Raw genomic sequence first — 22,157 nt, 5'->3', positions numbered from 1 at the left:
TCACTCCCGGTTTATCAAGATGATCCCCGCCACCAGCGCCACCGCCCCGAGCAGCTTTATCGGGGTGAGCGGCCGCACCGGCAGCTCGAACCAGCCGTAGTGGCTGACGATCAGCGCCACCGCCAACTGGCCGCTCAGGGCGAAGGACATCATGGGCCCTACTCCCATGCGCGGGATCAGAAAATAGAACAGCCCCACCCCCAGGGCGCTCAGGGCGCCGCCGAACCAGAGATGGCCCGGCACCGCCTGCAGGGTATCCGGGCCCGGCCAGCTCCGCGGCAGAGCCAGGCTGGCCAGCAGGGACACCCCGGCCGCCACCCCGAAGGCGATGGTGGTGCCCAGCAGCACATGGCGCAGCTGGACCCCGAGCTGGGCATTGAGGCCGGCCTGCAACGCGATGGCAGCCCCCGCCACCAGGGCCAGTACCGGCAACAGGCTCATGGCAAGTACCGCCGCGCCAACGGCCCGGCGGCGAAAGACTTGGCCGAATAATGCCATTGCAGGGTACGGATAATATTCATTCGACTTCCTCCCGACAGGCGGACCACCATGATCCGCAGCTGTCCGCCAGCATAGGGGGAGGCAGGGACGACTTCCTTTACATAGGTTGATCGGATGCGATTTTTTTGCGGATACGGCTGAGCTGGGTGGGGGTGATGCCCAGGTGGGAGGCGATATGGTACTGGGGCAGGCGCCCGGCCAGGGCCGGAAAGTCGCGCAAAAAGCGCAGGTAGCGTTCGGCCGCCGCCTCCTGCACCAGCGCTATCTCGCGGGCGTCCTTGTCCAGCAGCCAGTGATGCTCCAGGTAGTGGATCTGGAACAAGGCGAGATCGTGGTGTCGGTGCAACAAACGGCGGAAACTCGCGAACGAAATATCGATGACCACCGCCGCTTCCAGCGCTTCCAGGGTCACCCGCGACGGCTCACCGCGCAGCAGGGCGGTCATGGCCCCGGGAAAACGTCCTTCCTCGAAGAAGGCCTTGTTGTACTCGTTGCCTTTCTCGTCGAGCACAAAGGCCCGGAACAGGCCCCGGTGGACGAAGGAAAAAGAGGTGGGCGTTTCGCCGGCCCGGCACAGTCGCTCATGCCTGCGCAATTCCCGGTAGCTGCAGGCGTCCTGCAGCGCCGCCCAGCTCTGGTCGCCGAGGGGATGATAGCTGTCCAGGGTCCGGCGCAAGGCGGCAAAGGCCTCTGTCTTCAACGGGGTCAAACGGTATGCTCCTGGCTAGCCTATGAGTCATGAGCAGGACAGTTTGCTGTGACCGCAGAGAAGAGGCAATCCCTGTTACCTCTTTCAATCCCCCTCCGGTGCCCGCCGGGGGCTATCCCGCCGACCGCAGGGGCGCTTCCCGGGGCTGCGGGTACTCATCGCTGTCGATGCGGATGCGCACCGCGTCGTGGCGCCAGATTTCCCGGTCGCAGTCGATCGGCCGGCCGAACTGGTCGTAGTTGACCCGGGTCACCGCCAGTACCGGGTTGCCCGGGGCCAGGTTGAGCACCCGGGCCGCTTCGCCCCGGGCCGCGGTGGGGCAGATGTCGAAGCGCGAGCGGCCGTACTCCAGGCCGTATTCGCGCCGGTAGAGCTCGGTCAGGGACTGGCTCAGATCCTGGCGTTCTATACCCGGAAACAGGGCTGGGCGCAGGAAATGGGTCACATGGAGCACGGTCCGGCCATCGATGCGCCGCGCCCGGCGGATGCAAAACAGCGGGCTGAGCGGCGCCAGTTCCAGCTCCGCCACCAACTCCGATGGCGCCACCACCGGTCCGGCCCCCAGCACCCGGGTCTCGGCCCGGCGGCGCTGGGCTGCCACCAGGGCGTGGAAGTGGGAGCGGCTGGCCGGGTTGTAGACCAGGCGTGGGCGCGACACGAACCAGCCGCGCCGTCCCTCCCGGTAGATGAGCCCCTCGACCTCCAGCACGGACAACGCCTCCTTGAGGGTGATGCGGGTGGTGTCGAACAGCGCGGCCAGCTCCCGTTCGGCGGGCAGCTTGGCCCCGGACTGGAGGGCGCCGGCCGCGATCTGGCGGCGCAGGGTCTCGGTGATATGGGCAATCTGGGTTTTGGGAAGCGGCTCCATGACGATGGCCTAGTCCAGGGGAGAGTGGCGCCAGTATCGGCCGCCGCCATGACAGCCCGATGACAGCGAAACGGTCACAGCATCATCAAAACGGCATCGAATTGCCACAAAACCGTCGCCGTTCTGTCACACAGGCCTCCTAGCATGAGTCCCGAACCTGACCTAGTCCAGAGGATTGGAACTCATGAAACATCTGTTTACCGCAAGTCTGCTTACCCTGGCCCTGAGTGCCACCACCCAGGCCGCCGATATCAAGGAGCTGGAAGCCAAGGCCCGGGCCGAGGGCCGGCTCAACAGCGTGGGCATGCCCGACTCCTGGGCCAACTGGAAGGACACCTGGCGGGACCTGACCGAGCGATACGGCATCCGCCACCAGGACACCGACATGAGCTCGGCCCAGGAGATCGCCAAGTTCGCCGCCGAGAAGGAAAACGCCACCGCCGACATCGGCGACGTAGGTGCCGCCTTCGGCCCCATCGCGGTGCAGCATGGGGTGACCCAACCCTACAAGCCCAGCACCTGGAGCGAGATCCCGGACTGGGCCAAGGATAAGGACGGCCACTGGATGCTGGGCTATACCGGCACCATCGCCTTTATCGTCAACAACCAGTTGGTGACCAGGGCGCCCGCTTCCTGGGCCGAACTGCGCCAGGGCGACTACAAGGTGGCCCTGGGCGACGTGGGCGTGGCGGCCCAGGCCAACAGCGCCGTGCTGGCCGCCGCCTTCGCCCTGGGCGGGGACGAGTCCAACCTGGCGCCGGCCATGGATCTGTTCGCCGAGCTGGCCAAACAGGGCCGGCTGTCGCCGGTGGACTTGAACATCGCCAACCTGGAAAAGGGCGAGATCGAGATGGCGGTGATGTGGGACTTCAACGCCCTCAACTACCGTGACCAGATAGACCGCGACCGCTTTACCGTGGTGATCCCGAGCGACGGCTCGCTGATCTCCGGCTACGCCACCATCATCAACAAGTACGCCAAGCACCCCAACGCCGCCAAGCTGGCGCGGGAATACATACTGAGCGACGCGGGGCAGATCAACCTGGCCCGGGGCTATGCCCGCCCCATCCGCACCAGCGTAGCACTGCCCGAAGACGTGCAAACCAGACTGCTGCCCAACGACATGTACGCCAAGGCCCGCCCCATCGCCGACTTCGACGCCTGGGAGCAGACCACCCGCACCCTGTCCCGACTGTGGCAGTCCGACGTGCTGCTGCACCAGAAGGGCTGAGCATGAACAAGGTCATACTGGTCCTGATCGACGGTCTGGCCCATGAGGTCGCCCAGCACAGCCTGGGCTACCTGCTGGCCATGAGCGAAGCCGGGCGGGCCACCGGCTACCGACTGCAGTGCGAACTGCCGGCGGTGTCCCGCCCCCTGTACGAGACCATCCTCACCGGCACCCGGCCGGTGGATCACGGTGTGCTGCACAACCAGGTGGTGCGCCCGAGCCGCGAGCAGAGCATCTTCACCCTGGCCCGCGGCGCCGGCCTGACCACGGCGGCGGCGGCCTACCACTGGCTGAGCGAGCTGTACAACCGCGCCCCCTACCAGGCGGTGCGGGATCGTTTCACCCAGGACGAAAGCCTGGCTATCCAGTACGGGGTGTTCTACCACCGGGACGACTACCCGGACTGCCACCTGCTGCTGGACGCGGAATGGCTGCGCCGGCGCTTCGACCCGCACTTTCTGCTGATCCACCCGATGAACGTGGACGACGCCGGCCACAAGCACGGCCTGGACTCCGCCCAGTACCGCAACAGTGCCCGCCGCCTCGACCTCTGGCTGGCGGACTACCTGCCGACCTGGCTGGAACAAGGCTACCAGGTGCTGGTGACCAGCGACCACGGCATGAACCGGGACCAGAGCCACAGCGGCACCCTGCCCGAGGAGCGGGAGGTGCCGCTGTTCGTGCTGGGCGAGGCCTTCAGCCACGACCGCCACGCCCACCCCCGGCAGACCGAGCTGTGTGGCACCATCGCCAGCCTGTTGGGCGTCAGCCACGACAAGCCAGGCTGCGGAGAGTTATTGAAATGAATGAGCAGGCCATATCCGGCAAATTACCAGATGCCGATAGCGGCACAGCGGCAGCCACCTCCGCTCTCGATGAGCGGACAAAGGGAACGGCTCCGCCGGCCGTCTCGTCAGCCAAACCCGCTCCCTGGCGCCGCTTTATGCCGCTCGCCCTGGTGCTGCCCTTCGCCCTGGTGTTCGGCCTGTTCCAGCTCGCCCCCATGGCCTGGGTGCTGATCCACAGCTTCCAGGCCGGCGGCGACTGGAGCCTGGCCAACTTCGGCCAGATCCTGGGCTCCCCCTACTACCGCCAGTCCTTCGCCAACAGCCTGGATCTGGCACTCTGGTCCAGCCTGCTGGGGCTGGCCATCGCCCTGGCGGGCACGGCGGCCCTGCGGCAGGTGCCCGGCCGGCTGCAGGACGCCGTGGTGGCCTTCACCACCATGGCCAGCAACTTCTCCGGGGTGCCGCTGGCGTTCGCCTTTATCGTGCTGCTGGGCATGAACGGCGCCGCCACCCTGCTGCTGCAGGAACTGGGCCTGTTCGAGGGGTTCCACCTCTACTCCCGGGCCGGGCTTATCCTGCTCTACACTTACTTCCAGATCCCGCTGGCGGTGCTGCTGCTCTATCCGGCCTTCGACGCCATCAAGGCCGACTGGCGCGAAGCCGCCGCCCTGCTCGGGGCCGGCCCGCTGCACTATTGGCTGCGGGTGGCGCTGCCGGTACTGAGCCCGGCCCTGCTCGGCACCTTCATCATACTGCTGGCCAACGCCCTGGGCGCCTACGCCAGCACCTACGCGCTGATGACCAGCAACTACAACCTGGTCACCATCCAGATAGCCGGCCTGGTGGCGGGGGATATCTTCCTTGAACCACAGCTGGCGGCGGCCCTGGCGCTGCTGCTGATGGGGCTGTTGTTGCTGGTCACCGCCGTCAATCAGTGGCTGATCGCCCGGAGTCGTTATGAATAAGATCCCTCTTTCCGCCCGGCTGACGGTCTGGGCCCTGGTGGCGCTGCTCGCCATTCCCATCCTCATCACCCTGGTATATTCCCTCTCCGCCCAGTGGGGGGCGCAGATCCTGCCCCGGGGCTTCACCCTGGACTGGTATCTCCGGCTCTGGTCCGACGGCCGCTTCCTCGCCGCCTTCGGCCGCTCCCTGCTGGTGTGCGCCGCCGCCCTGGCCCTGAGCCTGCTGCTGATCCTGCCCACCCTGTTCGTGGTGTTCTACCATTTTCCCCGGCTCAAGGGGCTGATGAACCTGCTGATCCTGCTGCCCTTCGCGGTGCCGCCCGTGGTGTCCTCGGTGGGCCTGCTGCAGCTTTACGCCGGCGGCCCCCTGCCCCTGGTGGGCTCGCCCTGGATACTGGTGTTCTGCTATTTCACCCTCGCCCTGCCCTTTATGTACCGGGCGCTGGCCAACAACCTGGAGGCGGTGAACCTGCCAGACCTGATGGACGCCGCCCACCTACTGGGGGCCGGCACCACCCGCGCCTTTTTGCAGGTGGTGCTGCCCAACATCAGGAATGGCCTGCTCAGCGCCCTGTTCCTGGCCTTTTCTTTTTTGTTCGGGGAGTTCGTGTTCGCCAACCTGCTGGTGGGCACCCGCTTCGAGACCCTGCAGGTCTACCTGTACAGCCAACGCACCAACAGCGGTCACTTTACCAGCGCCATGGTGATGTCCTATTTCCTGTTTATCGGCGCCGCCACCTGGCTGGCCCTGCGCCTGCAGTCCCGGAGAGCCTGATGTTCTATCTGGAAGTTGCCCACCTCGCCAAGTCCTTCGGCGACACCCCCGTGTTTCACGACATTCATTTCGACATCCGCCAGGGCGAGTTCATCACCCTGCTCGGTCCCTCGGGCTGCGGCAAGTCCACCCTGCTGCGCAGCCTGGCGGGACTGGTGCCCCCGGACACCGGCCAGATCCGGGTGGCGGGGGAAGACATCACCTGGCTCAAACCCCAGCAGCGGGGCATCGGCATGGTGTTCCAGAGCTACGCCCTCTTCCCCAACCTGACGGTGGCCGGCAATATCGCCTTCGGCCTGCGCATGCAGAAACTGGACAGGAGCGAGATCGCCCGCCGGGTGGCGGAAGCGGTGGATCTGGTGGGCCTGGCCGGGCGGGAGCACCACCATCCGGCCCGGCTTTCCGGCGGCCAGCGCCAGCGGGTGGCCCTGGCCCGGGCCCTGGTGGTGCGCCCGCGCATCCTGCTGCTGGACGAGCCGCTCTCCGCCCTGGATGCCCCCATCCGCAAGCGGCTGCGCGAGCAGATCCGCGCCATCCAGCAGCAGCTCGGGCTGACCACCATCTTCGTCACCCACGATCAGGAAGAGGCGCTGACCTTGTCGGATCGCATCTTCGTGATGAACCAGGGCAGCATAGTGCAGGCCGACACCGCCGAGGCGGTCTATACCCGCCCGGCCAGCGACTTCGTGGCCGGCTTTATGGGCAGCTACAACCTGCTCTCGCCCGACCAGGCCAGGGCCTTGCTCGGACTCGAAATAGACGGCAAACTGGCCATCCGCCCCGAGTCCATCTACCTGCGTGAACCCGGGCGGGACTACGGCCCGGCCATGACGGCCCCGGTACCGGCACGGATAGCGCAGCACCAGCTGCTCGGCAACGTGGTCCGCTACCGGGTACAGACGGTGGGCGGCGAACTCATGGTGGACCGGCTCAACCGCGGCGCCCGCACCCTGTTGCCGGCAGGCCGGCAGGTGGAGCTGCTGTTCGACACCGCAGAACTGAACGAGGTAGCCTGATGACCCTGGCGATTTTCGACCTGGACGAGACCCTGATTGCCGGCGATTCCGCCAGCCTGTGGCTGGAATTCCTGGTGCGGCGCAAGCTGGCGTCGGCGGCCATACTGGCGCAGGAGCGCGCCCTGATGAGCGCCTACTACCAGGGCCGGATGGACATGGACGCCTATATGGCGCTGACCCTGTCCCCCATCCGTCACTGGCAGCCGGCGGATCTGACCCCGCTGGTGGAGGAATTCATCGAGCAGGACATCGCCCCCCTCGTCTATCCCGAGGCCCGGGATCGGCTGGACTGGCACCGGCGCCTGGGCCACGAGCTGCTGATCATCTCCGCCACCGGCGAGCATTTGGTCAGGCCCATCGCCCGCTCCTTAAGCGTGAACCATGCCATCGGCATCCGGCTCGAGTGCTGCGACGGCATCTACAACGGCCGCACCCGCGGGGTGTACAGCTACCAGGAAGGCAAAATCACCCGGCTGCAGGAGTGGCTGGCCGAGCAGCGGCTGGCTCCCGAACTGACCTACGGCTACAGCGACTCACTCAACGATCTGCCGCTGCTGGAATACGTGGACAGGCCGACGGTGATCAACGGCGGCGACCACCTGGCGCGGCTGGCCGCCGAACGGGGCTGGGCGAATCTGCGCTGGCGACTGTGAACTTGTTTATCAGTCACGAATCGGGCCGCCTGCTGCCATGTGGAGATGAGGCTGCAGCGCCTCCTCCGACAGGCGGTCAAAGTACATCCATGTAAGCTCGGAAATGCCATCTCTGGCATTTCACGGTCGGTGAAGGTGGTTCCTGACGGCTGAGCAGGCTGATGGCAACGCCAACCGTCGCCTTCGGTCGGGCCCGGTACACCAACCCGCAGCCCCCTGCTCGACCTGGCCAGCGGCGCGGTCGCCCCGGGTCCCCGATGCTGCCACTCTCATTTCGAACTGGCGGCATTGGCCAACGAAGCCAAGCGGCTGCCCCGCAGCCACGGTCATGTAAGTCCCAAACGAGGAGCTACTTGACTTGATAAACCACAATAATTACCCGTGATAATCGATAAATCATAATAAATGACCATTTTTTAGACAAAGTAATGAGCAATCCATCACGGCAGGAAGTTTTTACTGGATCATCCTCTAATTTTTACCATTCATTAACATGAACGTTTTTTCTTTGTGCTAAAACTCTAGCAAGGCATCGGTGTTTTATGCCTTTAACAAATGACGCTCATCTGCCCGTGCAATTCAAGAGGAAGTGATTATGACAGGCAAAGGAAAAACGGCTCTTCTGGTCGCGGCTACCCTGGCGGCGGGACTGTCCCAGGCCCAGGCGGCAACCCTGGATTCGGTAAAGCAAAGAGGCGTACTCAAGTGTGGCGTAAACAGCGGCCTGCCCGGATTTTCCAACCCGGACGACAAGGGCATCTGGAAAGGGCTGGACGTGGATCTGTGCCGGGGCATTTCGGCGGCCGTCTTCAACGATCCGGACAAGGTGCAGTATATCCCCCTCAACGCCAAGGAACGCCTCACCGCCCTGCAGTCCGGTGAAATCGATGTACTGTCCCGCAACACCACCTGGACCTCGAGCCGCGACACCGACCTGGGCGTCAATTTCACCGGCATCAACTATTTCGACGGCCAGGGCTTCCTGATCAAGAAGGAACTGGGGGTGAACAGCGCCAAGGAACTGGATGGGGCCGCTATCTGCATCCAGTCGGGCACCACCACCGAGCTGAACGTGGCCGATTACTTCCGCCGTAACGGCATCAGTTACAGCGCCGTGGTGTTCGATACCTCGGAGCAGACGGTCCAGGGGCTGGAAGCCGGCCGCTGCGACGTGCTGACCTCGGATCTGTCCCAGCTCTACGCCCTGCGCATCAAACTGTCCGATCCCGCAGGCGCCGTCGCCCTGCCCGAGGTGATCTCCAAGGAGCCCCTGGGCCCGGCGGTACGCCAGGGTGACGATCAGTGGTTCAACGTAGTCAAGTGGACCCATTTCGCCATGGTCAACGCCGAGGAGCTGGGCATCACCAAGGCCAACGTGGATGAGATGAAGGGCAGCGAAAACCCCGATGTCCGCCGCCTGCTGGGCGAAGACGCCGACTTTGGCAAAGGCATGGGGCTCGACAAGGACTGGGCCTATCGCATCGTCAAGCTGGTCGGCAACTACGGTGAAATTTTCGATGCCAACGTCGGCCAGGGCTCTCCGCTCAAGATCGACCGCGGCCTCAATGCCTTGTGGACCGAAGGCGGCCTGCAGTACGCCCCGCCTGTTCGCTGATACGCTCACCCTCCCCCGGGCTGCGCCAAGGCGCAGCCCGATCTGCAGACTTGTACGAGGATTGGGCTTATGTCCTCATCGGCGAACCACAAGCACTCTGATGTCAAATTCTGGCGGGATCCGGCCAAACGGGCCCTGCTGTTCCAGGCAATATTGCTCAGTGCCGTGGCGGGCGTGATCTGGTTTATTGTCGACAACACCCTCACCAACCTGAACACCCGCGGCATTACCACCGGTTTCGGCTTCCTCGACGATCCGGCCGGCTTCGCCATCGCCCAGTCGCTGATCCCCTACAGCGAAACCGACACCTATGGCCGTACCTTTGTGGTGGGCCTGCTCAATACCCTGCTGGTGTCCTTCCTCGGTATCATCGGCGCCACCATACTGGGCTTTATCATCGGCGTGGCACGGCTTTCTCCCAATTGGCTGATCGCCAAGGTGGCCTCCGCCTATGTGGAAATCTTCCGCAACCTGCCGCTGCTGCTGCAGATGTTCTTCTGGTACTTCGCGGTGCTGCGAACCCTGCCCGGCCCCCGGGACAGCCTGAACATCAACGACAGCATCTTCCTCAACGTACGCGGCCTCTACCTGCCCGAGCCCATACCCGGAGCCGGCTTCCACTTTATCTGGCCAGCCCTGCTCCTGGCCGTCGGCCTGTCGGTGTGGTTGTTCCGCTTCAACCATCGTCGCCAGGATGCCACCGGCAAGCGCCTGCCCGTGTGGTCGCTGTCTGTTGCACTTGTCATCGGCCTGCCCGGGCTGATGTTCCTGCTGCTGGGTGCACCGCTGGACTGGAACTACCCGGAGCTGCGCGGCTTCAACTTCCGTGGCGGCATGAACATTATTCCCGAGTTTCTGGCCCTGTGGCTGTCACTGACCATCTATACCGCCGCCTTTATTGCCGAAATCGTGCGTTCCGGCATTCAGGCCATTTCCCACGGCCAGACCGAAGCGGCCCATGCCCTCGGCATAAAAGACACCCTGACCCTGCGGCTGGTGATCGTTCCCCAGGCGATGCGGGTCATTATCCCGCCCCTGACCAGCCAATACCTCAACCTGACCAAGAATTCGTCGCTGGCCACCGCCATCGGCTACCCGGATCTGGTGTCGGTGTTCGCCGGCACCACGCTGAACCAGACCGGCCAGGCCATCGAGGTGATTGCCATCACCATGCTGGTGTACCTGACCATCAGCCTGACGGTGTCGTTCTTTATGAACTGGTTCAACAGCCGCATGGCACTGGTGGAGCGATAACATGTTCAAAGACACTCTGACCCCCGAGCGGCCGGCGCCGCTTGCCAGCACCGGTGTACTGGGCTGGCTGCGAACCCGGCTGTTTTCCGGCCCCATCAACAGCCTGTTCACCCTGGCAGGGCTGTACGGGCTTTATCTGCTGCTGGTTCCCATCATCGACTGGGCGTTTATCCGGGCCGACTGGCTGGGCACCAGCCGCGACGCCTGCATCAGCGGCGGTGCCTGCTGGGTGTTTATCAGCAACCGGCTGCAACAGTTTACCTACGGCTTTTATCCCTCGTCTGAGCTGTGGCGTATCAACCTCACCTTCCTGCTGTTTGTAGGCCAGCTGCTGTGGCTGGCGCTGCCAAAGCTCCCGGGCAAGATGTGGCTGGCGCCCTTCATGGTGGTCGTCTTCCCCTTTGTCGCCTATGTGCTGCTGTACGGTGGCTGGTTCGGGCTGACCATAGTGCCCACCCACCAGTGGGGCGGCCTCACCCTGACCCTGATCCTCGCCGTGGTCGGCATCACCGCCGCCCTGCCCATCGGCACCCTGCTGGCCCTGGGTCGCCGTTCCCATATGCCGATAGTGCGCAGCCTGTCGGTGGTGTTTATCGAATTCTGGCGCGGGGTGCCACTGATCACCGTGCTGTTCATGTCGTCGGTGATGCTGCCGCTGTTCGTGCCCCAGGAGCTGACCCTAGACAAGCTGCTCAGGGCCATGATCGGCATTATTTTCTTTCAATCCGCCTATATCGCGGAAGTAGTGCGCGGCGGCCTGCAGGCCATCCCCAAGGGCCAGTATGAAGCGGCCGAGGCGCTCGGTCTCAATTACTGGAAGATGATGATACTGGTGGTGCTGCCCCAGGCGCTGAAATTGATGATACCGGGCATCGTCAATACCTTTATCGCCCTGTTCAAGGATACCAGCCTGGTGCTGATCATCGGCCTGTTCGACCTGCTCGCTATCGTGCAGGCCGGTCTGGCCGATCCCAACTGGCTGGGTTATGCCACCGAAGGTTATGTCTTTGCCGGCCTGGTGTTCTGGGTGTTCTGTTACGGCATGTCCAAGTACAGCCAGCACCTTGAACGTAAACTGCACACCGGTCACAAGAAACGCTAGCCGTACACCGGCACTGGAGTTGAGTAATGGAACAACAGAACAAGGAAGCCATGGTGACCCTGCGCGGGGTGAACAAGTGGTACGGTGACTTTCATGTGTTGCGCGATATCGATCTGACCGTGGCCAAGGGCGAGCGCATCGTGATCTGCGGCCCTTCTGGCTCGGGAAAATCCACCCTGATCCGCTGTATCAACCGGCTGGAGGAGCACCAGGAAGGCGACATCATCGTGCGTAATACCCCGCTCACCAACGACGTCAAGAACATCGAAACCATCCGCCGCGAGGTGGGCATGGTGTTCCAGCACTTCAACCTGTTCCCGCACCTGACGGTGCTGGAAAACTGTACCCTGGCGCTGATCTGGGTACGCAAGATGCCGCGCCGGCAGGCGGAAGAGATCGCCATGAAGCTGCTGACCCGGGTCAAGATCCAGGATCAGGCCAAAAAGTATCCCGGCCAGCTCTCCGGTGGCCAGCAGCAACGGGTGGCCATCGCCCGCAGCCTGTGCATGAACCCGGAAATCATGCTATTCGATGAGCCCACCTCGGCGCTGGATCCGGAGATGATCAAGGAAGTGCTGGACGTGATGATCGAACTGGCGGAAGAAGGCATGACCATGATGTGCGTCACCCACGAGATGGGTTTCGCCCGCACCGTGGCGGACCGGGTGATCTTTATGGACGCGGGCCAGATCATCGAGGAGAACGATCCGGAAAACTTCTTCCACCACCCCCAGTCGGAACGAACCCGGCTGTTCCTGAGCCAGATACTGGGGCATTAAACGCAAGACGGCTGACGGCTGACCAAGCTTCGTCATTCTCTGTAGTCACTCCCGAAGGCGGGAGTCCAGTGCACACTGTCATGGATCTCCGCCTTCGCGGAGATGACCATGGTTAAGCATCTGAAAAAAGGGAAACTATCTGGCAAAAAAGCAGATAATGAACTTTGTCATCAAGCTGAACGGCCGTCGTTTGATGATGCTCAGTGATCGCTGATCTTGCCGTTGCTGAACAGGTAATCCTTCAGCTCCTTGTCGAACGTCGCATCGTGGCGCCGGATCCACTCCAGCACCATGGCGGCGTGCTCTTTTTCCTCGTCCCGGTTGTGGGCCAGTATGGCCTTGAGCTCGGGATCCTGGCAGGCGTCCACCCTTTGGTTGTACCAGTCCACCGCCTCCAGCTCTTCCATCAGCGAGGTGATGGCCCTGTGCATATCCCGGGTCTGCTCGCTGAGCTCGTCGATGGGCTCGTGATAGCCTTCGTTTGCCATGATGCGTCTCCTTGCAGGGGGATTAATGAGGCTCGACTGATATTCAGTCTGGTCGAGCTCCCGGGTTTTGCAACCGGGGAGCTCGGAGGGCACGAAGCGATGACAAAATGGACGGAGCCCTCGTCTGCACGAAAACCCCGCTCGGGTGCGCCTTAGTAGGCGGCGCGGAAGATGGCGACCACGTCATCAAAGCTGGGCTGTACCGGGTTGGTCAGGCCGCAGGCGTCCTTCATGGCGTTACCGGCCAGTACCGGGAAGTCTTCCTCCTTCACCCCGAGTCCGGCCAGGCCGGAAGGAATGCCCACCTGCTCCGCCAGGGCCACTATGGCCTGGATGGCACGGTCGGCACCTTCCTTATCGGTCAGGTAATCCACGTCCTGGCCCAGGGCGGCGGCGATGTCCTTCAGCCGGGCGGCGGCGGCGCGGCTGTTGAAGCGCTGCACATGGGGCAGCAATATGGCGTTGCAGACCCCGTGGGGCAGGTCGTAGAAGCCGCCCAACTGGTGTGCCATGGCGTGCACATAGCCCAGGGAGGCGTTGTTGAAGGCCATGCCGGCCAGCAACTGGGCATAGGCCATCTGGTTGCGGGCTTCCATGTCGGTGCCGTCCGCCACCGCCCGGGCCAGGTTCTGGCTTATCAGGGTTACCGCCTTCAGCGCACAGGCGTCGGTGATGGGGTTGGCGGCGGTGGACACATAGGCTTCCACCGCATGGGTGAGGGCATCCATGCCGGTGGCCGCAGTCAGCGATTTGGGCATCTTCTTCATCAGTTCGGGATCGTTGACCGACATAATGGGGGTAACGTGCTTGTCGACGATGGCCATCTTGATGTGGGTATACTCGTCGGTGATGATGCAGAAGCGGGTGATTTCCGAGGCGGTGCCGGCGGTGGTGTTGATGGCCACCAGCGGCAACTGGGACTTGGCGGACTTGTCCACCCCCTCGTAGTCGCGGATATCGCCACCGTTGCTGGCCACCAGGGCGATGGCCTTGGCGCAGTCGTGGGGCGAGCCGCCGCCGAGGGAAATCACCGAATCGCAGCCCTGTTGCCGCAACAGCTTAAGCCCCGCTTCCACGTTGCCGGTGGTGGGATTGGCCTGTACCTGGTCGAAGATGCTGGCCTGGATATCCTGGGCCGCCAGGGCCTGCTGCAACTGGCCGGCATAGCCCAGCTCCACCAGGGGCTTGTCGGTGACGATCAGGGCGTGACGGAATCCGGACTGGTTCAGTTGGGTTACCGCCTGCTCCACCGCACCGGCGCCAATAAGGTTGACGGACGGCATATAGAAAGTAGCTGTAGTCATGATGCTTCCCTATGTTGTTTCGGGTTGAGTATGTGGCCGCCTCTCCCCTGCGACCGGATAAAAACCGTGCTCTTGAAATGGGCACCGGCACCGCCAACCGACGGCGCCGGACCGGGTTGTCAGAAGAAACCGAGCGGGTTGCTGTCGTAGCTCACCAGCAGGTTCTTGGTCAGTTGGTAGTGATCCAGCATCATCTTGTGGGTTTCGCGGCCGATACCGGATTTTTTGTAACCGCCGAAGGCGGCGTGGGCCGGATAGGCGTGGTAGCAGTTCATCCAGATGCGCCCGGCCTGAATGCCCCGGGCCATGCGGTAGGCGCGATTCACATCCCGGGTCCAGACTCCGGCACCCAGGCCGAACTCGGTGTCGTTGGCGAGGGCCAGGGCCTCGGCCTCGTCCCTGAAGCGGGTCACCCCCACCGCCGGGCCGAAGATCTCTTCCTGGAATACCCGCATCTTGTTGTCGCCCTGGAAGATGGTGGGCTGGATGTAGAAACCGTTCTCCAGGCCGCTGATGCGATTAGCCTGGCCGCCGAGCAGCATCTGGGCGCCTTCGTCCCGGCCGATCTGCATATAGCTCAAGATTTTATCGAACTGCTCCTGGGACGCCTGGGCCCCGACCTGGGTCTCGGTATCCAGCGGGTTGCCCTGCTTGATCTGACGGCCGCGCACCAGCACCCGTTCCATGAAGTCGTCGTAGATGCTGTCCTGAACCAGGGCCCGGGACGGGCAGGTGCAAACCTCGCCCTGGTTGAAGAAGGTGAGCAGCATGCCCTCGATACACTTGTCCACGAATTCCGGCTCGTAGCGCATCACGTCCTCGAAGAAGATATTGGGCGACTTGCCGCCCAGCTCCACGGTGGAGGGGATCAGCCGCTCGGCCGCCGCCTTGAGGATATGGATGCCGACCGGGGTGGAGCCGGTAAAGGCCAGCTTGGCGATGCCCGGGTGGCGCAGTATGGCCTCGCCCGCTTCCCTGCCCAGGCCGTTGACCACGTTGATCACGCCGGGGGGCAGCAGATCGCCAATCAGCTCCATCATCACCAGGATCGAGGCCGGCGTCTGCTCCGCCGGCTTGAGCACGGTACAACAGCCCGAGGCCAGCACCGGTGCCAGTTTCCAGGCCGCCATCAGCAGCGGGAAGTTCCAGGGTATAATCTGCCCCACCACCCCCACCGGCTCGTGGAAGTGATAGGAGGCGGTGCTGGCGTCCAGCTCGGCGGCGGTGCCTTCCTGGGCGCGGATGGCGCCGGCGAAGTAGCGGAAGTGATCCACCACCAGCGGGATGTCGGCGGCCAGGGTCTCGCGCACCGCCTTGCCGTTGTCCCAGGTTTCCGCCACCGCCAGCAGCTCGCGGTTCTGCTCGATGCGATCGGCAATGCGCAGCATGATGTTGGCCCGCTCCGCCACGGCGGTCTTGCTCCAGGTCACGAAGGCCTGGCTTGCCGCCTGCACCGCCAGATCGATGTCCTGGGCATCGGAGCGGGGCACTTCGCAGAACACGGCGCCGTTCACCGGCGAGACATTTTCCATATAGCGGCCGTTCACCGGCTCGCGCCACTGACCACCGATAAAGTTCTGGTAGCGGGCCTTGAAGTTGACTACGGCTCCGGCTTGTCCTGGTTGCTGATAAATCATCACGGCTCTCCTTGCGGGTAATCTCTCGATTGACGTTGACGCCAGTCGGCGCTTGCAAGAAGGTAGGTGCAAAGTCGGTGCCAGTTGTAACAGATCAAGTAAACAAAGTTAAAAAGTCGTTACAATGCAGCCTTCGAAAGACTAACCTAAGGGGGTCCATTCCCCGGTTGGCAAGGTACCTTGTCCAAGGTCTGGACAGGGTGTTCAGTACAGGTGTTCAGTTTCTTAACAGGCAGGGACCATGACCATCACGACGGTACTTTATCAGCCCCAGGACCAAGGTTTACTGGAACGTTCATGGCAACGCAGCAAGGATTATGGTTTAAGCCACAGCGGACATGTTGACCCCCGCTGTCTGTCGCTGTCGGCCTTGCAGCAAAAACAGCAACAGCATGTCCTGTTGCTGCGCTACCTCAACAATACCCTGCCGCTGTTCGAGCAGCTGCAACACGGTCGCCACTGCCGGCTGATCTTCGCCGATGCCGAGGGCACCATCCTCTTTACCAGCGGCGATCCTCACTTCGGCAACAAGGCCCAGAAGGTGGCCCTGGCCAGCGGCGCCAGCTGGCATGAGCAGAGCATGGGCACCAACGCCATCGGCACCGCCCTCAACGAACAGAAAGAAATCTGTATCCTGGGCAATCAGCATTTTCTGGCCGCCAACCAGGGCATCAGTTGCAGCGCCAGTCCGGTACTGTCGCCGAGCGGTGAGCTGCTGGGTGTGATCGACATCTCCAGCGAGGCCGGGGAGCACTGCCAGGACATGCTGCTTACCGCCCGGCTGATGGCCCTGTCGGTGGAAAATGCCCTGGTGATGAACCACAACGACACCCACTGGATCCTGAGCCTGGCCCCCGATGCGGGCAGCCTGCAACAGCCCTGGTCCGGCATCATCGCCCTGCGGGAAGATGGCAAGCTGCTGGGGGCCAACCGTAGCGCCCGCCACTGGCTGCCCGATCTGGACATACCCGCCATGCTGAACGATCTCCGCCAGGGCGAGCTCACCCCGGTGGGGTCGGGCATGGCTCTGCTGAGCCGCCAGCCCGGACGACGTCCGGCCTCCCGCTCCGCGCCGGCGGCGAGCTCCGGCCTCGAGGCCACTGCCCTCAAGCTGATGGCCCGCTGCATCCCGCTGCTGATTCAGGGAGAAACCGGCACCGGCAAGGATCACCTGGTGCGCCGCCTGCACCGGCAGAGCGGCCGAGCCCAGGGGCCCTTGGTGGCGGTGAACTGCGGTGCCCTGCCCGCCGAGCTGCTCGAGGCCGAACTGTTCGGTTACCTGCCTGGTGCCTTCACCGGCGGCAGCAAGCAGGGACGGCCCGGCTATATCCGTGCCGCCCAGGGCGGCATCCTGTTCCTGGATGAAATCGGCGAGCTGCCGCTGGCGGCCCAGACCCGGCTGCTGCGGGTGTTGCAGGAAAAGGCGGTGATCCCGCTAGGCAGCCATGCCCCAGAGCCGGTGGATTTTCAACTGGTGGCGGCCAGCCACCGGGATCTGGCCGCCATGGTGACGGACGGCGGTTTTCGCCAGGATCTGTACTTTCGGATGAACGGCTTTTCACTCAGCCTGCCGCCGCTGCGGGACTATGAGCGCGACGACTTTATGCGGCTGGTGCAGAGCTTGCTGGCTGAGCTGGAGGAAGCAGTGGTGCTGGACGAAGCCGCCCTGGCCCGGCTCTGGGACTATAACTGGCCGGGTAATATCCGCCAGTTGAAGCAGGTACTGGAAGTGGCCGTAGTGCTGGCCGAAGACGACCGTATCAGCCCGGCCCAATTGCCCGAATTGCCGAATTTCGAGGGGAGCACCAAGGCCAGCCCGGCCACGGGGGATTTAAAATCCCATGCCGACAGATTGATAGCGCAGACCCTGGACGAATGCGGCGGCAACGTCAGCGAAGCCGCCCGTCGCCTCAAGCTGAGCCGCACCACCCTCTATGCCCGACTCAAAGCGCTGAAGGACAATTAAGCCAGCATGACAGCTGGCTTTCCTTGGAAGACAGACACGTTTCATAATCGGTAACCTGGGCGCCAGTAGTTGCTCCGGTTGCCGTACCCGTTTTTTACTTTGGTGCCAAACATGCCCAGCCTCTAGAACCACCGGGTAGTCGGCCTGTCAAGCATCACTTAAGTAGTAACCACGATATGCGCGAGGGGAAAAGAAGCAATAACCGCTGCGCAAGGCATAGCGGGCCGGTTACACCAGCCCCTGTGCTCAGATATCGTCTTTGGGAAAGCGGGCAAACTCGCGGGAGATATCCGCATACAGCTCCACCGCCCATAGCGGCAGATGGGAAGCGAAGCCGTCCAGTGGCTTACGGCGAGGATCGTGTGGGGCTATCACCACCGATACCTGTTCGGTACCGATGGCATTGACCAGCACAAACAGCTCTTCCACTGCAATATCGCCGATCGCCAGGCATCCGGTCGACTCAGCCTTGCCGTGGATGTAGATATCCCCGCCCGGATTGGTGCGCCCTTCCTTGCGGGCTCGCATCAAATCGTAGGAATTGGGGTAATCCAGCCGCATGGAGAGATGAAACTGGCTGTTGGGGTTAAGGTCGGTCACGCGATAGATGCCCTCGGGCACCTGTTTGTCCCCTTCGCGCAGCTTGGGGCCGGGGCCACCACTCGCCTTGCGGATGGGATAACTGCGGATGAACTTGAAGTCACCCTCATTGCGAGCCCATAACTCCAGCTCTTTCTCTTCCTTGGTAGCCAGCAGCACGATGTCCCTGGGGGGATAGCTCACCCCGGCCCGCATAAAATGCGGCCTCATGCGGATTTCGGCCAGTGGACCATAAGCGGCCAGCACATTATCGATGCTGCCGTGATAAGGGAGGGCAGCCGCCGGGGCAGGATTCACTAAAGCGGCCAAAAGCAGGGCTGAGGCAGAAAATCCATTTAAAAGACGCATAAGTGATAACAAATTCACCGTGAAAAGATACCTCAATAATAGCCCGAGCCGCTGCCGGTGGGAATCTGTGCCTGAGAAAATTCTCGTGCTTTCAGCCAGGGCGGTCAGCTCCTGGCGCAATGCCGCCCCCCAGGGCTCGGAGAACGTTGTAGTCGGCCAAGGTTACGACCACAATAAAATGTACATCCACCGTTGAGATCACCATGAACTACGCCGCCCTGCCCTTGCTGACCGCGCTGCTCGCCGGCTGCACGGCACTCGACTTCCCTCAGTTCGCCGGCACCCAACGGGAGCGCGTCTCGGCTACCACCCCGGGCATCGCCATTACCCAAGCTCAGCCGTCCCGGCTTGAAAGCATCTCTTTTTTATCAAACACCACCTTTACACCGGCTCGGGCACGGCGCTGCGCTACAGGGCTGTTCCCGCCGGCAAACGAAGCAGGCGAGGTTATTCACTATCTGGGAGAAGACCGGCTCAACGCCAGCGGAGAGCTCGCCGCTACCGGCACCCAGTGGGGCATTATCCCGAGCCATTACCGCATTCGCTTTCAGCTCAGCGCCCTGGCCCACCATAACGGCACCACTTACGGTTTCAACCAGATAAGCCTGGCCCGGCAAGACGCCTGGGGCCTGAATAACCATGGCTTCGAATCCCTGTCCCCCTCCGGATCCCGCACCCAACAGGTATATGACGAGCTGCAGGCACTGTACCGGCGGCTGGATGAGTGCATGGCAGGGTAGTACAAAGGAATTCGTAATAAATGGAAAGACGGAGTGGTAACAGCGATGAATAGCCGTAAATATCTAATTTGTAATGGTGCCCGGAGCCGGACTTGAACCGGCACGCTGTTGCCAGCGAGGGATTTTAAATCCCTTGTGTCTACCGATTTCACCATCCGGGCGTAGACGTTTTGAGGAGATATGGAGGCGCGTAGCGGAGTCGAACCGCTCTAAACGGATTTGCAATCCGCTGCATAACCGCTTTGCTAACGCGCCGGAAAGAGGTCATTTAGATGACTGAGCATTCTAATGGCCAGGATCTGCCAGTCAACTTTAATCTGCCGCGTTTGAACTGTTCGCACATTTTTTATGCGTAAATATCAATTTTGGTACGCCATCCACAGGGGCCATCAGGCTGACCGCGTTAAATCGCCCCAGGCGGCTTTCAGGTAGTCGTAGGCCGAAAACAGGGTCAGGCCGGTGGCCACGTACAGCAGCAGGTAGCTACCCCAGATCATGTAGATGCTCTGCTGCCAGATAAGACCGATAAGGGCCAGCATCTGGATGGTGGTCTTCCATTTCCCGAGCCAGCTTACCGCCACCTGTGAACGCTGGCCTATTTCTGCCATCCATTCCCGCAGGGCCGAGATAATGATCTCCCGCCCTATCATGATCATGGCGGGAATGGTCACCAGGGGGCTGCTGTAGTCCTCGACGATCAGCACCAAGGCGGCGGCTACCATCACCTTGTCGGCCACCGGATCAAGGAAGGCGCCGAAAGGAGTACTCTGCTCCAACTGGCGGGCGAGGAAGCCATCGAACCAGTCGGTCACTGCCGCCAGGGTAAATACCGCCGCGGCCCAAAAGTAAGCCCAGTCAAACGGCAAATAGAACAGTACGATAAAGACCGGTATCAGCAGAATCCGGAAAAAAGTCAGGGAATTAGGGACGTTTATCATTGTTATTCAAGCCATGGGGATAATGCCGTTACATGGTGCATGATGCGCTTCAGTGATGCAATGCATCATGTATTTTTTCTGCCAGCGCCAGGCTGATGCCCGGCACCTTGGCCAATTCATCCACGCTGGCCCGTTTCACCTCCTGGATACCGCCCAGGTACTTCAGCAGCGCCTGCCGCCGCTTGGCCCCGATGCCAGGAATGGACTCCAGGGTACTGGTGGTACGCACCTTGCCACGCTGGGCCCGGTGCCCGGTAATGGCGAAGCGGTGGGATTCATCCCGGATGTGCTGGATCAGGTGCAGTGCCGGCAGGTCGGCAGGCAGATGCCGTTCCTCGTGGCTGCCGCCCATAATCAGGGTTTCCAGCCCCGGCTTGCGGCTAACCCCCTTGGCCACGCCCACAAGCAGAGGCTTGTGCGGGCTCTCAGCCAGCTCCCGCTCCACCACCTCCTCGGCCCTGGCCAGTTGCCCCAGGCCGCCGTCGATAAAAAGGACATCGGGCAGCTTGTCCGCATCGGCCTGGTGAAAACGCCGACCCAGGGCCTGCTCCATGGCGGCGTAGTCATCGCCGGGGGTAATACCGCCGATATTGAAGCGGCGGTATTCACTTTTCAAAGGCCCATCCTGGTTGAACACCACGCAGGAAGCCACGGTTTTCTCACCCATGGTGTGGGAAATATCGAAACATTCCATGCGGGCAATGGGTCCGGTGGCCAACACCTCTTCCAGTTGCACCAGGCGCTGGCGTTGGGTGCTTTTGTGGGCCAGGCGGCTGGCCAGGGCCGTCTGGGCATTGGTCTGGGCCAGCTTGATAAAGCGGGCCCGTTCGGCACGGGTACGGCTACGCAACTTCACCCTACGGCCATAATGCTGGCTCAGAGTCTCGCTCAACAGTTCCTCATCGGGCAGGGTCCGGTCAAGCAGGATCTCGGCGGGCGCTTCACGGCCGCCGATGCCGGAGAGATAAAACTGCAGTACGAAACTCTGCAGTATTTCCTGCGCGTCGGTATCCGGCGGCATCTTGGGGAAATAGCTGCGACTGCCCAGCACCTTGCCCTGCCGGATAAAGAGCACCTGCACGCAGGCCAGGCTAGGTTCCAGGGCCAGACCAATCACGTCCAGATCGTCCAGTACATTGCCGCTCACAAACTGCTGCTCCTGCACCCTGCGCAGGGACTGCAACTGATCGCGAAAGCGGGCCGCGTCCTCGAAACGCAGCGTCTGGCTGGCCTGCTCCATGCTGTCCGCCAGATCAGCCAGCACCTGTTGGTTCTTGCCCTGCAGGAACAGCCGTGCCAGCTGCAGCTGGTGGGCGTACTCCTCGTCGCTCACCAGGCCGGCCACACAGGGGCCGGCACAGCGCTTCAACTGGTACATCAGACAGGGCCGGGAGCGGTTGGCGTAAACGCTGTCTTCGCACTGGCGCACCGGAAACAGCTTCTGCATCAGGTGCAGACTCTCGCGTACCGCCACGCCACTGGGATAGGGGCCGAAATACTCGCCCTTGTGCTTGCGCTGGCCCCGGTGGAGGCCGATGCGCGGGTGGCGGTGCTCGGTGATGATGATATAGGGATAGGACTTGTCGTCCCGTAGCAGCACATTGTAACGAGGCAAATGCTGCTTGATCAGGTTGTGTTCGAGGATAAGTGCCTCGGTTTCGGTATGGGTCACCGTGACCTGCACATCCTGGAGCTGGCGGACCAGGGCACGGGTCTTCTCACCGCTGACATGGGTGCGAAAATAGGAAGACAGCCGTTTCCTCAGGTTTTTGGCCTTGCCTACATAGATAACCTCCCCGGCGCCGTCATACATCAGGTATACGCCGGGCTGTTCGGTCACCACCTTGAGGAAGGCCTTGGCATCAAACGTTTGGCTCATC

The 22,157-nt window shown here is 62.4% G+C and carries 21 protein-coding genes and 2 tRNA genes; 12 read left to right on the top strand and 11 right to left on the bottom strand.

Features of this window, described 5'->3' with window-relative positions; all coding sequences use genetic code 11:
- The 3 genes from ACEVBK_RS06835 to ACEVBK_RS06825 all read right to left on the bottom strand — a co-directional run bounded on the left by ACEVBK_RS06835 (nucleotide 1) and on the right by ACEVBK_RS06825 (nucleotide 2,078).
- Nucleotides 1-441 carry a DMT family transporter gene (locus ACEVBK_RS06835; RefSeq protein WP_375057845.1) on the bottom strand — a complete coding sequence of 147 codons (441 nt, stop codon included), beginning with the start codon at nucleotides 439-441 and terminating at the stop codon, nucleotides 1-3.
- A gap of 157 nt (nucleotides 442-598) precedes the next feature.
- On the bottom strand, nucleotides 599-1,210 hold the full coding sequence (locus ACEVBK_RS06830) for a Crp/Fnr family transcriptional regulator (RefSeq protein WP_375057844.1): 612 nt from the start codon (nucleotides 1,208-1,210) through the stop codon (nucleotides 599-601).
- A 112-nt stretch (nucleotides 1,211-1,322) separates the two neighbouring features.
- Nucleotides 1,323-2,078 (bottom strand): UTRA domain-containing protein, encoded by a 756-nt coding sequence (locus ACEVBK_RS06825; protein WP_375057843.1) that lies wholly within the window; start codon nucleotides 2,076-2,078, stop codon nucleotides 1,323-1,325.
- A gap of 184 nt (nucleotides 2,079-2,262) precedes the next feature.
- Here ACEVBK_RS06825 and ACEVBK_RS06820 point away from each other — a divergent pair, with 184 nt between their 5' ends.
- From ACEVBK_RS06820 to ACEVBK_RS06775, 10 genes are all read left to right on the top strand, one after another.
- A complete protein-coding gene (locus ACEVBK_RS06820; protein WP_375057841.1) occupies nucleotides 2,263-3,309 on the top strand; it encodes an ABC transporter substrate-binding protein in 1,047 nt (348 codons plus the stop codon).
- Nucleotides 3,310-3,311: 2 nt separating this feature from the next.
- Nucleotides 3,312-4,115 (top strand): alkaline phosphatase family protein, encoded by an 804-nt coding sequence (locus ACEVBK_RS06815; RefSeq protein WP_375057840.1) that lies wholly within the window; start codon nucleotides 3,312-3,314, stop codon nucleotides 4,113-4,115.
- An 11-nt stretch (nucleotides 4,116-4,126) separates the two neighbouring features.
- The gene (locus ACEVBK_RS06810; protein WP_375058525.1) at nucleotides 4,127-5,062 is read left to right on the top strand and encodes an ABC transporter permease; all 936 of its coding nucleotides are present in this window, start codon (nucleotides 4,127-4,129) and stop codon (nucleotides 5,060-5,062) included.
- Nucleotides 5,055-5,837, top strand: coding sequence for an ABC transporter permease (locus ACEVBK_RS06805; RefSeq protein WP_375057839.1), 783 nt, complete (start codon nucleotides 5,055-5,057; stop codon nucleotides 5,835-5,837). The genes ACEVBK_RS06810 and ACEVBK_RS06805 overlap by 8 nt, the downstream gene beginning before the upstream one ends.
- Nucleotides 5,837-6,853 (top strand): ABC transporter ATP-binding protein, encoded by a 1,017-nt coding sequence (locus tag ACEVBK_RS06800; RefSeq protein WP_375057838.1) that lies wholly within the window; start codon nucleotides 5,837-5,839, stop codon nucleotides 6,851-6,853. Before ACEVBK_RS06805 ends, ACEVBK_RS06800 begins: the two co-directional genes overlap by 1 nt.
- Nucleotides 6,853-7,506 (top strand): HAD family hydrolase, encoded by a 654-nt coding sequence (locus tag ACEVBK_RS06795; RefSeq protein WP_375057837.1) that lies wholly within the window; start codon nucleotides 6,853-6,855, stop codon nucleotides 7,504-7,506. Before ACEVBK_RS06800 ends, ACEVBK_RS06795 begins: the two co-directional genes overlap by 1 nt.
- A 595-nt stretch (nucleotides 7,507-8,101) precedes the next feature.
- A complete protein-coding gene (locus ACEVBK_RS06790; RefSeq protein WP_375057836.1) occupies nucleotides 8,102-9,121 on the top strand; it encodes an amino acid ABC transporter substrate-binding protein in 1,020 nt (339 codons plus the stop codon).
- Between the two features lie 69 nt (nucleotides 9,122-9,190).
- On the top strand, nucleotides 9,191-10,375 hold the full coding sequence (locus ACEVBK_RS06785) for an amino acid ABC transporter permease (protein ID WP_375057835.1): 1,185 nt from the start codon (nucleotides 9,191-9,193) through the stop codon (nucleotides 10,373-10,375).
- 1 nt (nucleotide 10,376) lies between these two features.
- On the top strand, nucleotides 10,377-11,477 hold the full coding sequence (locus ACEVBK_RS06780; RefSeq protein WP_375057834.1) for an amino acid ABC transporter permease: 1,101 nt from the start codon (nucleotides 10,377-10,379) through the stop codon (nucleotides 11,475-11,477).
- A 50-nt stretch (nucleotides 11,478-11,527) separates the two neighbouring features.
- Nucleotides 11,528-12,256, top strand: a complete 729-nt coding sequence (locus ACEVBK_RS06775) for an amino acid ABC transporter ATP-binding protein (RefSeq protein ID WP_375058524.1) — start codon at nucleotides 11,528-11,530, stop codon at nucleotides 12,254-12,256.
- Between the two features lie 200 nt (nucleotides 12,257-12,456).
- Here the strand turns inward: ACEVBK_RS06775 and ACEVBK_RS06770 are convergent, their stop codons facing one another.
- The 3 genes from ACEVBK_RS06770 to ACEVBK_RS06760 all read right to left on the bottom strand — a co-directional run bounded on the left by ACEVBK_RS06770 (nucleotide 12,457) and on the right by ACEVBK_RS06760 (nucleotide 15,685).
- Nucleotides 12,457-12,744, bottom strand: a complete 288-nt coding sequence (locus ACEVBK_RS06770) for an encapsulin-associated ferritin-like protein (RefSeq protein WP_375057833.1) — start codon at nucleotides 12,742-12,744, stop codon at nucleotides 12,457-12,459.
- Between the two features lie 152 nt (nucleotides 12,745-12,896).
- Entirely contained in the window at nucleotides 12,897-14,048 is a 1,152-nt protein-coding gene (yiaY, locus tag ACEVBK_RS06765; protein ID WP_375057832.1) for an L-threonine dehydrogenase, read from the bottom strand.
- A gap of 119 nt (nucleotides 14,049-14,167) precedes the next feature.
- Nucleotides 14,168-15,685, bottom strand: coding sequence for an aldehyde dehydrogenase family protein (locus ACEVBK_RS06760; protein WP_375057831.1), 1,518 nt, complete (start codon nucleotides 15,683-15,685; stop codon nucleotides 14,168-14,170).
- A 241-nt stretch (nucleotides 15,686-15,926) separates the two neighbouring features.
- Here ACEVBK_RS06760 and ACEVBK_RS06755 point away from each other — a divergent pair, with 241 nt between their 5' ends.
- A complete protein-coding gene (locus tag ACEVBK_RS06755) occupies nucleotides 15,927-17,651 on the top strand; it encodes a sigma-54-dependent Fis family transcriptional regulator (RefSeq protein ID WP_375057830.1) in 1,725 nt (574 codons plus the stop codon).
- Nucleotides 17,652-17,897: 246 nt separating this feature from the next.
- Here ACEVBK_RS06755 and ACEVBK_RS06750 read toward each other — a convergent pair whose 3' ends face one another.
- Entirely contained in the window at nucleotides 17,898-18,461 is a 564-nt protein-coding gene (locus ACEVBK_RS06750) for a murein L,D-transpeptidase family protein (RefSeq protein WP_375057829.1), read from the bottom strand.
- Nucleotides 18,462-18,802: 341 nt separating this feature from the next.
- On the opposite strand from ACEVBK_RS06750, the gene ACEVBK_RS06745 reads away from it, so the two are divergent.
- Nucleotides 18,803-19,339 (top strand): hypothetical protein, encoded by a 537-nt coding sequence (locus ACEVBK_RS06745; protein WP_375057828.1) that lies wholly within the window; start codon nucleotides 18,803-18,805, stop codon nucleotides 19,337-19,339.
- A gap of 74 nt (nucleotides 19,340-19,413) precedes the next feature.
- On the opposite strand, the gene ACEVBK_RS06740 is transcribed toward ACEVBK_RS06745, so the two are convergent.
- The 4 genes from ACEVBK_RS06740 to uvrC all read right to left on the bottom strand — a co-directional run bounded on the left by ACEVBK_RS06740 (nucleotide 19,414) and on the right by uvrC (nucleotide 22,156).
- Nucleotides 19,414-19,500 (bottom strand) — tRNA-Leu (locus tag ACEVBK_RS06740).
- A 20-nt stretch (nucleotides 19,501-19,520) separates the two neighbouring features.
- A tRNA-Cys gene (locus ACEVBK_RS06735) sits at nucleotides 19,521-19,594 on the bottom strand.
- 134 nt (nucleotides 19,595-19,728) lie between these two features.
- A complete protein-coding gene (gene pgsA / locus ACEVBK_RS06730) occupies nucleotides 19,729-20,277 on the bottom strand; it encodes a CDP-diacylglycerol--glycerol-3-phosphate 3-phosphatidyltransferase (protein ID WP_375057827.1) in 549 nt (182 codons plus the stop codon).
- 49 nt (nucleotides 20,278-20,326) lie between these two features.
- A complete protein-coding gene (gene uvrC / locus ACEVBK_RS06725) occupies nucleotides 20,327-22,156 on the bottom strand; it encodes an excinuclease ABC subunit UvrC (RefSeq protein ID WP_375057826.1) in 1,830 nt (609 codons plus the stop codon).
- Nucleotide 22,157 lies beyond the last annotated feature (1 nt).

The organism is Zobellella sp. DQSA1 (genome assembly GCF_041950555.1).
Lineage (GTDB): Bacteria > Pseudomonadota > Gammaproteobacteria > Enterobacterales > Aeromonadaceae > Oceanimonas.
This window is presented reverse-complemented; position numbering and strand designations above follow the sequence as displayed.

What these genes read in the sequence shown, in the direction of transcription:
- ACEVBK_RS06835 (WP_375057845.1), bottom strand. Translation starts at nt 441, where the DNA reads ATGAGCCTGTTGCCGGTACTGGCCCTGGTGGCGGGGGCTGCCATCGCG.
- ACEVBK_RS06825 (WP_375057843.1), bottom strand. Translation starts at nt 2,078, where the DNA reads ATGGAGCCGCTTCCCAAAACCCAGATTGCCCATATCACCGAGACCCTG.
- ACEVBK_RS06820 (WP_375057841.1), top strand. Translation starts at nt 2,263, where the DNA reads ATGAAACATCTGTTTACCGCAAGTCTGCTTACCCTGGCCCTGAGTGCC.
- ACEVBK_RS06815 (WP_375057840.1), top strand. Translation starts at nt 3,312, where the DNA reads ATGAACAAGGTCATACTGGTCCTGATCGACGGTCTGGCCCATGAGGTC.
- ACEVBK_RS06805 (WP_375057839.1), top strand. Translation starts at nt 5,055, where the DNA reads ATGAATAAGATCCCTCTTTCCGCCCGGCTGACGGTCTGGGCCCTGGTG.
- ACEVBK_RS06800 (WP_375057838.1), top strand. Translation starts at nt 5,837, where the DNA reads ATGTTCTATCTGGAAGTTGCCCACCTCGCCAAGTCCTTCGGCGACACC.
- ACEVBK_RS06795 (WP_375057837.1), top strand. Translation starts at nt 6,853, where the DNA reads ATGACCCTGGCGATTTTCGACCTGGACGAGACCCTGATTGCCGGCGAT.
- ACEVBK_RS06790 (WP_375057836.1), top strand. Translation starts at nt 8,102, where the DNA reads ATGACAGGCAAAGGAAAAACGGCTCTTCTGGTCGCGGCTACCCTGGCG.
- ACEVBK_RS06785 (WP_375057835.1), top strand. Translation starts at nt 9,191, where the DNA reads ATGTCCTCATCGGCGAACCACAAGCACTCTGATGTCAAATTCTGGCGG.
- ACEVBK_RS06780 (WP_375057834.1), top strand. Translation starts at nt 10,377, where the DNA reads ATGTTCAAAGACACTCTGACCCCCGAGCGGCCGGCGCCGCTTGCCAGC.
- ACEVBK_RS06775 (WP_375058524.1), top strand. Translation starts at nt 11,528, where the DNA reads ATGGTGACCCTGCGCGGGGTGAACAAGTGGTACGGTGACTTTCATGTG.
- ACEVBK_RS06770 (WP_375057833.1), bottom strand. Translation starts at nt 12,744, where the DNA reads ATGGCAAACGAAGGCTATCACGAGCCCATCGACGAGCTCAGCGAGCAG.
- yiaY (WP_375057832.1), bottom strand. Translation starts at nt 14,048, where the DNA reads ATGACTACAGCTACTTTCTATATGCCGTCCGTCAACCTTATTGGCGCC.
- ACEVBK_RS06760 (WP_375057831.1), bottom strand. Translation starts at nt 15,685, where the DNA reads ATGATTTATCAGCAACCAGGACAAGCCGGAGCCGTAGTCAACTTCAAG.
- ACEVBK_RS06755 (WP_375057830.1), top strand. Translation starts at nt 15,927, where the DNA reads ATGACCATCACGACGGTACTTTATCAGCCCCAGGACCAAGGTTTACTG.
- ACEVBK_RS06750 (WP_375057829.1), bottom strand. Translation starts at nt 18,461, where the DNA reads ATGAGGCCGCATTTTATGCGGGCCGGGGTGAGCTATCCCCCCAGGGAC.
- ACEVBK_RS06745 (WP_375057828.1), top strand. Translation starts at nt 18,803, where the DNA reads ATGAACTACGCCGCCCTGCCCTTGCTGACCGCGCTGCTCGCCGGCTGC.
- pgsA (WP_375057827.1), bottom strand. Translation starts at nt 20,277, where the DNA reads ATGATAAACGTCCCTAATTCCCTGACTTTTTTCCGGATTCTGCTGATA.
- uvrC (WP_375057826.1), bottom strand. Translation starts at nt 22,156, where the DNA reads ATGAGCCAAACGTTTGATGCCAAGGCCTTCCTCAAGGTGGTGACCGAA.